General features: G+C 34.0%; 5 protein-coding genes. All 5 read left to right on the top strand.

Translation table 11 applies throughout. The annotated features are described in order from the left end of the window. The first annotated feature begins 926 nt into the window (after positions 1–926). Genes QL232_RS18590 through QL232_RS18570 form a run of 5 tightly spaced genes read left to right on the top strand, consistent with a single transcriptional unit; the run spans position 927 to position 14,712 of the window. Positions 927–1,856, top strand: a complete 930-nt coding sequence (locus tag QL232_RS18590) for a phage tail protein (RefSeq protein ID WP_281615315.1) — start codon at positions 927–929, stop codon at positions 1,854–1,856. Positions 1,857–1,892: 36 nt separating this feature from the next. After that, a complete protein-coding gene (locus tag QL232_RS18585) occupies positions 1,893–2,822 on the top strand; it encodes a tail fiber protein (protein ID WP_281615314.1) in 930 nt (309 codons plus the stop codon). Between the two features lie 24 nt (positions 2,823–2,846). Then, on the top strand, positions 2,847–11,204 hold the full coding sequence (locus QL232_RS18580; protein WP_281615313.1) for a LamG-like jellyroll fold domain-containing protein: 8,358 nt from the start codon (positions 2,847–2,849) through the stop codon (positions 11,202–11,204). Between the two features lie 3 nt (positions 11,205–11,207). Next, complete coding sequence (locus QL232_RS18575) at positions 11,208–13,424, top strand: T9SS type A sorting domain-containing protein (protein ID WP_281615312.1); 2,217 nt, start codon at positions 11,208–11,210, stop codon at positions 13,422–13,424. Between the two features lie 43 nt (positions 13,425–13,467). Beyond that, positions 13,468–14,712, top strand: a complete 1,245-nt coding sequence (locus QL232_RS18570) for a gliding motility-associated C-terminal domain-containing protein (protein WP_281615311.1) — start codon at positions 13,468–13,470, stop codon at positions 14,710–14,712. Positions 14,713–14,723: the final 11 nt, after the last annotated feature.

Here is a 14,723-nt window from a genome sequence, read left to right as displayed (position 1 = left end):
GCCTTATCTATATTTTTAGATTTGGAATGGAAGAGTTTAATGTGATAGAAGTAGTAAAGGATAATAAATACTTGCTACCTTTTATATTATTTATCAGTTGGAGAATGAATTTTAAAATTAAATTATAAAGATCATCTTCCTGTGGATTGCTTCATAACATTGATTACTTCTGGAGTGTTGGTGTTGGTTAGAATATCACTAATTGAATATTTATAGTGCGTAATTGATAAAGTATTAACATCCTTCTCTTTCTCATCAACTTCATTTTTTTATCAAAGATTGATTGAAATCTCTTTAACATTTATAAGAATTGAGAAGGAGTATCTCCTAATTTCTATTCACAAGTAATGCCTCACATTTTACTGCTTTTCTAAATAATAGTATTAAAATCATACAATTATTTACGTAATGTATAGGATTATATTTAGAAAATTGAACTTAATGTATTTATAGTTTTACTATGGCATAACCTTTCTAAGGAATCACCGTAATGTATCTTAAATTTAAATTAATGTTAATATTATAAATGTAAACTAGATGAAAAAATTCTACTATTCTAATATTGAATGATACTATCGAATAGAAATAATATACAAAACATATTAAACGTTGTATTATTCTAAGATGTTTTAAGTAGTTATTGTGGATTTGCTTAAAAAGTTAATGAATATTAATATGTTGCAGTTGCAAGACGTTCAACATCTACAACTTTTTAATTTTTCATACTATGCTACACAATCTTAAAGAATAATTTTTCTCAACATTTATATTAAAAATTGAGCAAACTGGTGCTCTTAATTTAAATGGATCTTTTAAGATCATAACATTACGTATCAAATCTTATTTAAACTATTTTACTACGCTAAAAGTGTTTTAATCGGTTACTAAATTTACTACATCACGACTCTATATTTTTCTCGTAAACTATGAGGCTTACACTACTACTCTTACTAAATCTACTAATATTTAGTTTGTCTCTGTATGCGCAATCTGGAATTGTAGTACAAGGTATTGCAAGAAACTCCGCATATGCAGCCATAAAAAGTCAGGAATTGACTTTCAGTTTCACATTAAAAGATGAAACATCACAAACAGTATTTTCAGAAGAATCTACTATTACAACAGACCCTTATGGTGTCTATCAGCATGTACTTGGTACAGGAGTAGGAGATGACTTTTCAACTGTGGATTTTAATGCTAGCGATTTATCTATGATTGTTAGTGTGATTTATAATGGAAATACCTTAGTCATTTCAGATGCTCCATTTTATTATGTTCCCTATGCCAAATCAGTAGATAAAGCGACGTTTGTTGACGATGCTGAAACAACGCCTTACTCCAATGATGGCTGTCCTGTCGGTACAATTGTAGCCTATGTTGGTATTGAATCAACAGTTCCAGACGGTTGGTTAGTCTGTGATGGTAGTATTATCCCAAGCGAAAGTAGTCTTAGAGATTTAATCAACTCTACGACAACTCCAGATTTGAGGGGAATGTTTCTAAGAAACATTGAAACAAGTGCTAGGTACCGACTAGAAAATGGAAGTTATGCAGAAGGTCCAGCTTTAAATGAAATACAAAAAGACCTTTTTGAAGAACATCGACATTATGCCTCTTTAACTTCAAGTGAAGACGGAGCCCATACCCATGTTATTGATGCAGATGAAGCCAGTAATCTAGGTGGTGATGGTCCTGATAAAGTCTTAAAAAATTCAGGTCATGAATCAACAGTTTATAGAGAAAATACGGTCTCTGCAGGAGCACATGATCATGATGTTGAAGGATACACAAACAATACTGGTGCTATTGATACCCGACCTATTAATTACGGTATCTTATTTATTATCAAGATATAATTAATCTCAACGACTTTTACTTTCTATCTCGTAACTATGAAACTCTTATATATATCTTTCTTTTCATTTCTCTTGAGCCTAAGTGTGAATGCGCAAACAGGTATTGTCATTCAAGGTATTGCTAGAACAAGTGCACATACAGCAATTCAAAATGAAACAATGACATTTACTTTTGCTATTAAAAATACACTGAATCATACAAAATTTACAGAAACTCAGGTGATCCAAACAGATGATTACGGTGTCTTTTCTCATGTAATTGGTACTGGAACTGGTGGAGACCTTAACAATGTAGACTTCAGCGAAGATGAAATGTCATTAAGAATCAGTGTTGAATATAATGGAAACACCATTGTTATTTCAGAGGAACCTTTCCAATATGTTCCCTATGCCAAATCAGCTGAAAAAGCAGTTGCAGCAGTAACAGCAGAGACATCAATTTATGCAGATAATGGTTGCCCTGTGGGTACGATTATGCCTTTCCTTGGTACTTGGAGGGATGTTCCTGATGGATGGTTATTGTGTAATGGTCAATCAATACCACAGTCGAGTGATTTGATCGGAGTATTACAAGATACCAATGTACCGGATTTAAGAGGTCTATTTTTAAGAGGAATCGGAACAAATGGAGAATATACAACGACTGGCGGCTCTGCGCCCGTTGGTCCTTCATTAAACCAAGTACAAAAAGATCAAATTCAATCACATAATCACTACTTAGATATATCTACTTCAACAGATGGAGCCCATGTTCATGAAATTGACGCAGATAATGCAAGTGATGTTCTAGACCATGAAGATGGAGATAGAGTATTAAATAACAAGGGTAATGAAAGTGAAGATTATGATGAAAATACTTTATCAGCAGGTGATCATACCCATACTTTCTCAGGTAATACACATAATACAGGTGATAACGAAACACGCCCAATTGCTTACGGTGTAAACTATATCATTAAATATTAAGATCTCCCATTTAAATAAATGCATATGAAAAATATTTATTTCATACTACTTCTAATTTTCGGAGTTGTAAATGGGAGGAATGTACTCGCTCAAGACGATGAATTTGCTCCTAAAGTATTTACAGGTTCGGGAGGTAATCAGCAAAGGTTAATTACTTCCGATGGTTCTTATATCGATTTTCAGATTGGTAGCCCTATTATGTTAGGGAATATGCCACATAATTCGAATAGTATTTCTTTAGGATTTCCTTATAACCGATTATATGCCTTCCCAACTTTTAGCCATGATGGTTTTGAAGTATCTAAAGGATATTATGGGGATAAAATCTTAATTCAATGGGAAGTTTTTGATAATAATCAAGACATCACCAACTTTAAAATCTACAGAAGAGTATTCGACGATAACAATGTCAATGATGAAGATAATTTTGTAGAAATTGCCCAATTGGCAAGTGATGTTTATGAGTACGAAGACCCTTATGTTGATGGTAGTGTAATCTATGAATATAAATTACAAGCCAATGGAATCTCAGCTATTCCAAAGGAGTTCCTGACTTATATTACTGGGGTAGGTTATAGAAATCCTACAGCAATAGTTTCAGGAAATATATCATTTGAAGGGGGAAACCCTGTAAAAGATGTTGTGGTAAGAGCGGAACCTGAAGGGAGCATTATTTCAGTAGGTAGTAGTGTTGAATTCGATGGAAGCGGTTACCTTACTTTAAACTTGACAGAAGATGAAATTTCTGATAGCCTAACAATTCAGTCTTGGTTTAAAACTGCAACTACTTCGGTGTCGGGTACACTGTTTGAATTAGAGCCATTATCTTCTTCTGTTGGTAATTATTCATTGAAGATGGAAACCTCATCTTCTGATATCAACTTTATTGTAGCGGATCATCATAATAATACTTATGAGATTCATTTAGAGGATTCTCTACCTTCTGGTCTTGTTGATGGTAGAGGTGCAGATATCTTACTTCCTATAGATGAGATTTTAGATCAGTTCAATAATATTTCTCTAGTGCTGAAAGAAAATAAAGCTCCTTTGCTTTATTTGAATGGCCGATTGATGAATGAAGAATATAATGCGACTTTACCAGAAGAGTATATTGGACCTACAATTACTATTACTGATGATAATAATTGGACGTACGCAGCCTACAAAGAAGGAAGTTTTGATGTTTTTGTTGGGGAAGGATTCTCAGGAAATATTGATGAATTTAGATATTGGAAAAGAAGCTTAACTGATGCTAAAGTTAGAGCAGATTTTAGAAGATATCTTGGTGGCGACGAGGCAGACTTTGTCGCTTACATTCGAATGGATGAAGCAAATGGTGAATATGCGTATGATCTTTCAAAAGTAAGTTTTGAATTCAATAAAAATCATGCAACTATAATTAATGGTACATGGTCTGATGACATCCCAACCGCAAGTCAATTAGGAGTTTACGGTATTACAGACGAATATGGTAATTATGTTATTTCTGCTATCCCTTATTCAGGAAACGGTGCATCATATACTATTATTCCAATGTTTGGAGTACATGAATTTGATCCAATCCGACAAGTAACATTTTTAGGAAAAGGTTCTGAGGTAGCTAATGGTATTGACTTTAGTGATATTTCAGCATTCAATTTTAAAGGTGTGGTCATGTATGATGTGACGAATGTATTTGATCCAATAGAAACATTATCAGACGTTATTCAAATACAAGAAGAAGGCTACAACCAATATAGAGTTACCACCTCATCGGGTGAAAGGCTTTTAAACAAAGCAGATTACTATGCTCCTGATATAAACGGTACAGTTATCTACGACCAACCCAATGTATTCCTCGAAGGGGCAAATATTTACATTGATGGTGAATTGGTATTAGATGAGAATAAAAATCCGGTTGAAACGGAGTCTGATGGATCATTTAATATCAGTGTTCCGATCGGTGATCACTTTATCGAAGTCAAGAAAAATAACCACACATTAGTACATGCAGGCCGCTTTCCATCTACAGGATTTTTCGAGTTTTTTGAACATCAGGAAAGTCAAAGAGTTTTTGTTGATACAACAAAAGTGACTGTAGTCGGAAGAGTGACAGGTGGTGCTGTAGAATCATCAAAAGAAATTGGTTTTGGTTATGATGGTTCTGTTCATTATGAATTCTATTCAGAAACTGATTCAGCATATTTTGAATCAGTTTCTTCAATAAATAATATTGGTTCAGCAAAAGTAACTTTTAGCTACTTACCAGAAGGTGCAGACCCTGTTACAGGATCACTAAAACATCAAGTAACAACAAATGATGAAACAGGGGAATATAGAGTGGAACTTTTACCTCTATCTTACGGAATTGAAGCAGATGAAGTGGTTATTCCAAGTAATACTAATTTAAGGTTATTGTCTCTTAGAGAAGAGGTAGATTTTTCTGACGTGATAGATCCTGTAATGTCAGAATTTAAGGATGATGATGACAATATTCTTTTACTTTCTGATCCATATCAATATGTACAAAGCTTTAGTTATAGATCTACACCAGAGATTAGTGTTTTATCACAAGAATCTGAAGATATAGTAACGATTGAAGGAGTTGATTATGATACAGAAGGTTTTGAATTTCCGGTGTACAGTCAGTTCCAAACTTATGGTGTTGAATTATATTCTTACGAGAAGTACGAAAACTTTGATGTAGACCCTAGTAACCCTGTTCGTTATGATGTACCTGTGGTCGATGGTGAGTTTATCATCAATAATAACTTAGCATTAGATGATTCAGAATCACTGACAGTAAGAGCTGATGACCAAAGTAAAGCGTTGTATACTTTTAGAGCTGGTGCTCCTTCGGTCTCATTACCATTTACGAAAAATATCAATATCAAATTAAGAGTAAAGAATATTGATTATGAGCCAATTTCTTATTTGAAAGAAGGGATAATTTTAGGAGGTCAATCTGATGGATCACAGACATTTGTAACCGCAGCACCTGATATTCCAGATATTATTTTAAGAGACCCTCCAGGTTCTAATAGTTTTGCAACCATTGAGGCTGGTGAATCTTTTACTTTCTCTAAAACTCTTGCTACAAGCTCGTCTATTGCTTCTGCGATGTCTAGTACAGTCAGTATGGGTGCAGATTTCAAAATCGGTGGTGGATTAGCAGGACCTGTAGTGGAAATTGAATCAACTCTTGATTATGAATACGGTATCGGAGTGGAAGTTAGTTCGGATGATGCCAGTACAATTACTAAAACATATACATTCTCACAAGCGATTTCTACAAGCGATGACCCGAATTATGTAGGAGCTGATGGAGACTTATATATAGGCCAATCTATGAACTATTATTATGGTACTTATGATAATATTGAGCCTAAATTAGAGGCGGTAGATGGAAGAGATGTATATACTTTGACCAATACAAACGGAGACAAAATTTATGTCAATAAAATGAAGGCCATGTATTTTAATGAAGAGCCTTCAGAGACTTTATTTATCTACTCTCAAAACCATATCTTAGGAACGTTAATTCCCGAATTAGAATTGATTGTTGAAAATATCGATAACGGTTCTGTAGATCCTGACAATACCCCTGGTATGTTATCTAGAGCAGAATATGTTCAACAAATCGATTTATGGCAGAAGATTGTACAGAATAACGAACGTACAAAATATATGGCATTGTCTGAAAGAGAGACTTTAAAAACGGAATTATTTAATACTCCTCTTTTCTTAGAGCAAGGTGATGATTTTTATGATTTTGCAGATAATAATTTCTCTGAGAATATCTCTTACGATGCTGGTGTTGGTGAATTGACAAGAACGATTGAAACAGTAAAAGTTACAGGTGATGAATATGAATATACAGTAGCTGTAGATGCTTCATTTGCAACGACTGTTGGTTTAGAAACTAACGGTATTGGTTTTGAAGGATCGGTTGAAGCGAGTGCTGCTAACAGTGAAACGAAAGTAATTGGTACTGAAAATGAAGAGACATTAACTGTTTCATATACTTTTATTGATCAGGATGATGACAACTTCTTAAGTGTGGATGTGATTAATACATTTGACGGTAATGGTCCAGTATTTAGTACCATCGGAGGTAGAACTTCTTGCCCTTATGAAGATGCAGCTGAATCAGAGTTTTATGTTCATGATGGTTTTGATCCCAATGTTTTAGGTGAAGGTGGAGAACAACTTTCTTATGCTACCCAAAAGGTTGAAGATCCAATGATATCAGTTGAAGTTGTGAGCCTAACAGATATCAATGAATCTGGACAAGCTGAGTTTTTATTGTATTTAGAAAATAATAGTGCCTCTGAGTCGGATGTGAATTTCCAGTTACTAGTGGATAATACTACTAATCCTAACAGTGCAGAATTAAATATTCAAAAAAATGGGGAAATTGTTTATATCCCATATGGACAAAAAGTACCGTTTGCCTTAACCTTGAAGAAGACTATTTCTGATGTTTATGAATATGAGGATATAAGAATCATTTTAGCATCACTATGTGATGATATAGGAGATCTGAATGTATATGATGAAGTATATGTTTCTGCCAGTTTTGTTCCAAGTTGTTCGATGGTACAAATTGACCTACCATCAGATAATTGGGTGAAAAACACAACAAATACTTATAACGATGATGGAACAGTAAATGGTGTACCTATCCAGTTGTCAGGATATAATAGAACATTCCAGAACTTTGATCGAATAGAATTAGAATATAGAAAATCTACTTCCCCATCATGGACAAGGTTAAAAAGTTACTATAACGCTCAAGAGGATTACGACTATGCGGAGTCAATTGGAAAAAGTAATATCGAATTAATTACTGAAAATACCATTCATTATACATGGGATATTACCGACCCATTATTGGACGATGGATCTTATGAGGTAAGAGCAATTTCTTATTGTAAAAATGGAACTGAATTTACATCAGATATAATTTCGGGTACGATTGATTTAAATACTCCGGTTGTATTTGGTACGCCAACTCCTTCAGACGGAATTTTAAATGTTGGAGAAGATTTAAAGGTGCAGTTTAATGAGAATATCATTTATAACTCGGCAATCAGTAAAATTGAGATTACTGGAGAAACAAATCAACAAGATGTAAAGCATAATGTATCGGTATATTTTGCAGGAGAATCAAATACTTTATTTCTAGAAAACCCTCCAATAAAAAATGGAGACTTGTCTATTGAGTTTTGGATGAATAATGCGACTGTAGCTGCTAATGCCACAATTTTCAGTCAAGTTAATGGAACATCTTTAACAGTGACTGGCACAAGTTTGACATGGAATTTAGGAGGAGAATCAGTAACAGGGATTATAAGTAATGATGGTCTTTTCCATCACTATTCATTAACTTATGATGATTCTAATGGTAAAATGGCGATCTACCAAGACGATACAGAATTAGATTTTACTGTAACTGATGAACTAGAGATTATCAATTCAAATCCACTAATTATTGGAGGGAATACCTTCATAGGAAATATCCATGACTTCAGAATCTGGGATAAGTTCCTATCTCTTTCTGTTGCTTACTCAAATATGTATAGCAAATTAGTAGGTTCTGAAGTAGGCCTAAAAGGTTTTTGGCCGATGAATGAAGGACAAGGTGAGCTATGCTATGATAAAGCAAGAAATCGCCATGGTATTATGGGAGCTGATTGGGACATTAAACCAAAAGGTACTTCATATGCTTTCGATGGAATTGACTATTTAACACTAGACAATGTTGATTATGTTCAGTTAACTAGTGAAATGGATGTGACTTTATCATTCTGGATTAAAGCAGATGAAGCTCAAGAATCAACAATTTTCTCCAACGGAAGAGGAAACGGAGAAGATATTATTCAAGCAAATGGAGCAGCAAATAAATGGTCTGTTGATCTTACAACAGATGGTAAATTATACCTTGAAAATGAAGGTACAGCTTATGAATTGACCCATGAAATAATTGATGGGGGATGGCATCATATTGCGATGATCCTTACTCGTCAAGGGACATTGAAGACCTATGTTGATGCTGAACTTATTTCATCTAATGCTGCTACAGGAATATCTGGTTTCTCAGGGAATATGATATGGATAGGAGCAAGAGGTTATTATGATGGAGGGAGTACTATTGTTGACCGTCAGTTTAAAGGACATCTAGACGAAGTTCGCCTTTGGAATACTGCTAGAACAAAAGAACAAATTACCAGAGACGCTTTCAATGAAGTAGATTACAATACTACTGGTTTGATGTTGTATTTAGATATGAATGCCCCAGATCCATTGACATCTGATGGACCAACATATTACCATGCCTTTAAAAACGAGACAGTGATTTCGACTAAGGCGTTAATTCCATCTACCAATACTTTCTCTGATGATGCTCCTAAGATCAAGCCAAGTAGAGAATTGGAAAGCTTTGAAATTTATCATGTGATTAATGGTGATGAATTATTGCTAAGTCCAATCATCAGTAACTATGCTGTTTTAGAAGGACAAACTGTAGATATAACAGTACATAGAATGTTTGATGAAGCAGGTAACTTACAGCAATCACCAATTACTTGGACTGCTTATGTTAGAAGAAATGAAGTGTCTTGGTATGTTGGTGATGAGACAGATTACTTGTCTATCGAAAAGCAGGTAGGAACATCGAGTTCATTTGAAATCACAATTGCCAATGAAGGCGGTAAAGATCAACCATTCTTTATTGAGAATATTCCTACTTGGTTAACATTATCTGAAACAGGTGGGACTTTATCACCAGATAGTAAAAAAGTAATTACAGCGACCATAGATCCAAACTTATCAATTGGGCAATATAATCTAGACTTATATCTGAATACAGACTATGATTATGATGAGAAAGTAAAGCTGGATTTAAGGGTGTTTGAAGTAGAGCCAGAATGGTCTGTTGATCCAATAGATTATGCTTACAATATGAACATCATCGGTAAAATTAAAATCGATGGAGTATTCTCAGAAGATAGTCATACGAAGATTGGTGCATTTGTAAATGGAGAACCCAGAGGAGAAGCAAGCTTAGCATACGATGAATTTTACGATGACTATTTCGTTTTCTTGGGGATTTACAGTAATGAAATCTCTGGTGAAGATATAGAATTCCGTATATGGGATGCTTTGGCGGGTAAAGCATTAAATGCAAGTATCAATGATTTAGAAACGATTGAATTTATCAACGATCAGGTGATTGGTTATAAGACGAACCCTGCCATTTTCGAGGATACAAATATCGTTCAACAAACTATAGTGTTAAATGATGGATGGACTTGGCTATCTTTCTTCGTTGATCAAGAATCTTTCAGCGATATCAACACCATGACAGCAGAATTAGATTTAACCAACCAAGATAGAATTTACTCTCAAACGTATTTTGATACCTATGATAGTATTTCAGGTTGGACAGGTACTCTTTCAGCTTTTGGTGGATTAAATGCTGAAAAGATGTATAAAATCAAATTAGAAAAAGAAAATATATTATCTCTGGAAGGACATGAAATAGATCTTGAAGATTTAGAGGTAAGTCTAAAAGAAGGATGGAACTGGCTTTCATATCCATTGGCTAAGAATATGAATGTAAATGATGCTTTGGCTCATTTAGAAGCTTCAAATGGAGACATTTTAAAGAGTCAACATGCTTTTGCAATCTATGATCAATTTAGCGGTTGGACAGGTTCATTGAACTATTTGGAAGATGGAATTGGGTATATGTTGAAAACCCAAAATGAACAATCATTTACTTACCCAAGCTATTTATCGAATGCTAGAACACATGTTGTTTCTAATCACAATAATAGCGAAGAGGTAGCTTCAACTAATTTTGTATTGACTTCATATCCAACAAATATGAATGCGGTTGTATTAGTAGATGATGAAGTGAGCCAGGTAATTATCAAAGATGTAAATGGCAATATTAGAGGTATAGCACCAACAAATACTATAGAAGATAGAAAGCTAGCCTTTATCACAATGTTTGCTGATAATGAGGAGCATCTTAAATACTATATAGAAGTGGGAGAAAAAGTGATTGAAATGGAAAAAGAATTACAGTATCAATCAGATGCATTACTTGGTACTATTACTCAACCAGTAGATCTCCGTCGAGGAAATTACGCTGAGGAGATGAATGTTTATCCAGTGCCATTTGATAAAAAAGTTTCGGTTTCACTCTTCCATGAAAATGAAGAAAAAGCGAATGTAAGTGTGCTGGATATCAATGGTAAAGTAATGCTTTCTTCAGAAATGACTTTACAAAAAGGGGAGAATCAATGGGACATGTCATTGAATCTTTCTTCTGGAGTATATCTAATACATATCACTACTCCTTCTAAAACTTACACTAAACGTATTGTAAAATAACTAATGATTCCCTTATTATCGGTTGAAGATAATAAGGGAATACATCAAGATATGATGAAAAAACTATCCATATTACTTTGTATTCTCCTTGGTTGGGTAACCATGGTAAATGCTCAAACTCCTGATTGGGATTTTGATTTGAATGCATATCAATACAGCATGTCTTTAACGGCTTTTATCGCTGTCGATGATGTGGTATTGGCTAATGAAAATGATTTGGTAGGTGTATTTGATGGTGATGAATGCCGAGGATTCACACAATTAATCTATATAGAGTCTACTGACAGGTATTTGGCTTATTTACAGTTCTATTCTAACACAAATGGTGAGGAGTTAAACTTTAAAATTTACAACTCAGAAAAAGACGAGGTAGTTGATGTATCACAAACTATTACGTTTGCAATTGATGAACATTATGGAAATGTTTTTCAAGCATACAGTATAGCAGAACCAAGTCTTAATACAGCAGCTACTTTCATTATTAATGGTTTCGAAGAGGTAGAAATTCTAAACTCTTCAACATCAAATGATACCTTATACTACCAAGTGGAATATGGCACAGATTTAAGAAAACTAACTCCAGATGTAGAAATAAGTGAAGGGGCTTCGCTCTATAATGGAAGAACACCTTTAACCCTATTTGATACAAATGAAGAAGTCGATTTTAGCAATCCGATTAATATAGATGTCATGTCAGAGGACCAATCGACAATTCAATCTTATGTGATAAAAGTTGAATTGAAGAATAGAGAGTTAGAAGAAGCTCCAGTTTGGTCGGTAGATCCAACGATCTATACTTACAGTATGAATATTATCGGAAAAATTAAAATATCCGGTGACTTTTCATCAGATCTTTACACAAAAGTGGGAGCGTTTGTGAATGGTGAAGAAAGAGGAGAGGCGGTATTGGAATATGATGATGCTTATGATGATTATTTCATCTATTTAAGTATTTACAGCAATACTATTTCAGGAGAAGAAATCGAATTCAAAATTTGGGATGCATTTGCAGGAAAATCTCTTCATGCAGTAATTGACGAACAAGAAAGCATTGAGTTTATCAGTGACCAATTGTTGGGTAACCTTGCAGAACCAGTTGTTTTTGAGAATACTGATATTGTTCAGCAGATTATTTCTTTAAATTCTGGTTGGACATGGTTGTCTTTGTTTATCGATAAAGATGATTATTACGATGTCAATGCTTTAACAGAAAATCTAGAATTATCTGACTTAGATAGAATCTACGATCAGTATAATTTTGATATGTATGATGAGCGAATTGGTTGGACTGGTTCGTTAAGTGCTTCTGGAGGAGTAGATCCAACAAAGATGTATAAAACAAAATTGGCTCAAGAAAATTTCTTATCTCTGGAAGGTCAGGTAGTCGATACCGATGATCTTGTGATTTCACTTCATGAAGGTTGGAATTGGTTGTCATATCCTATTTCTAAAACCATGAGTGTTACAGAGGCCCTGGAAAATTTAGATGCCCAAGATGGAGATATTATTAAAAGTCAAAACTCATTTGCCATTTATGCCACATTAAAAGGTTGGACAGGTACTTTATCTCAATTAGAAGCGGGAAAAGGTTATATGATCAAGACGGGTAAGACTCAAGAATTTTCATATCCTTCAACTACATTTACTTCCAATACAAGAACAAAAACATCTACTGTAATTCCAACTACAACATTTCTTTTACCTCAATATTCAACCAATATGAATGCGGTTATAGAAGTTGATGATTTAATTGAAAATGTGCAAGTAGTAGATAAGGAAGGGAATATTAGGGGAGAATCAACTACATCAATTGTAGAAGATAAAAATTTGGCATTTCTAACCATTTTCGCTGAAGAAGGTGAAAACCTATTTTTCTTATTAAATGGAGAAAAGACAGTCGATTCATTCCAATTTACATCAGATGCATTACTAGGAGACTTAGAACAACCTTATACTGTAAGTAATCCACAGATTGATAAAGGTATATCGGTTTATCCTATTCCATTTGACCATCAAATGACTTGTTCTATTGTTCATTCACAAGAAGAAAAAGCTTGGGTTGAAGTGATTGATATGAATGGTAAATCCATCTTTAAAAATGAACAAATTTTACAACAAGGTTTGAACAGTTGGAATCTACAATTACAGGTCAATCCAGGGGTTTATTTATTACATATTTCAACACCTACCACTTCATATACAAAACGTATTCTAAAATAATTTAACGATCAGGCTTTATTGAAAAAAGCGAATACAAGGCACAATGAAAAAACTATCAATATTACTCTTAGGAATCTTTTATCTGACTTTTCCAACATTGGCACAAAATGGAAATTGGAACGTTAATGTAAATGATTATCAGTACACGATGTCATTAACAGCTTTTATCGCTGTAGATGGAGAAGTTCTCCAAAGTACAGAAGATAAAGTTGCTGTATTTAATGGAAGTACTTGTAGAGGAGTCACCAACTTGATATATGTAGAGGCTATAGATAAATACCTGGCCTATTTAACGATCTATTCGAATAGCAATAATGAAGAATTGTCATTTAAAATCTACAAATCAAATGAGGACAAAGAAGTAGAAGTACAAGAGACTATAACTTTTGCAATCGATGAACATTATGGAGATGTTTTTCAATCTTACAGTATTGCTGAACCTCAGCTAAGTACTTCTGTAGAACTTGAAATTGAAAGCTTCAATAATGTTGAAATATTGGATAGTTACCAGATTGAAGATTCTTTGTTTTATGTGGTGGATTTTGATGCAGACCTAACGAACTTATATCCTAACTTTTCGATGAGTGAAGGAGCAAGTATGTATCAAGACCGGGTACAAATGAATGACAGTAGTGTAGGTATTAATTTTACAGACTCTATGGTAGTTGATGTGATGTCAGAAGATCAATCTACAATGAAAACCTATACAATTTTTGTCGATAATCGTTTTGCTAATGACCAAACAGAAATTATCTATTTTGCTGTTGATGGTATCATTCTAGATTCTTCAATAGACGACGAAAGAGTATGGCTATTATTACCCTTTGGTACCCAAATTAGTGATGTAACGGTCGATTATGAGATCTCTGAAAATGCTTATTTGTATTATCAAGATTCACTAATAAATAGTGGACAGAAGTTAAACCTAACATTGGGTGATACACTAAAAGTGATTTCTGAAAATCTGGCCAATGAACAATCCTATGTATTAGATATTGAATTTAATGGTTTAGGAGATGGTGTAGAAGCTCAAGCGACCAATGTAATTACACCAAATAATGATGGGTATAATGATTATTGGATCGTCAATGAAATTGATCGTTTAAGTGAGGCAAAATTTCAAATATATACGATCAATGGTACTATCCTTTATGAATCTATAGGTTATGATAACACTTGGAATGGTTATTATAAAGGTCAGCCGTTACCGGTTGGTAATTACTATTATCAAATTACAAATAATGCTACAGGAGAGTTTTTCTCTGGTGAAATATTAATTGTTTACTAAGTCTGTATCAT

Source organism: Flammeovirga sp. SubArs3 (assembly GCF_947387565.1).
In the GTDB taxonomy this organism is placed as follows: Bacteria; Bacteroidota; Bacteroidia; order Cytophagales; family Flammeovirgaceae; genus Flammeovirga; species Flammeovirga agarivorans.
Note: the sequence above shows the minus strand (reverse complement) of the source record. Positions and strands in the feature narration are given on the sequence as shown.

Bases quoted from the DNA above. Each gene is read 5' to 3' on its own strand.
- QL232_RS18580 (WP_281615313.1), top strand. From the start codon at position 2,847: ATGAAAAATATTTATTTCATACTACTTCTAATTTTCGGAGTTGTAAAT.
- QL232_RS18575 (WP_281615312.1), top strand. From the start codon at position 11,208: ATGATTCCCTTATTATCGGTTGAAGATAATAAGGGAATACATCAAGAT.
- QL232_RS18585 (WP_281615314.1), top strand. From the start codon at position 1,893: ATGAAACTCTTATATATATCTTTCTTTTCATTTCTCTTGAGCCTAAGT.
- QL232_RS18590 (WP_281615315.1), top strand. From the start codon at position 927: ATGAGGCTTACACTACTACTCTTACTAAATCTACTAATATTTAGTTTG.
- QL232_RS18570 (WP_281615311.1), top strand. From the start codon at position 13,468: ATGAAAAAACTATCAATATTACTCTTAGGAATCTTTTATCTGACTTTT.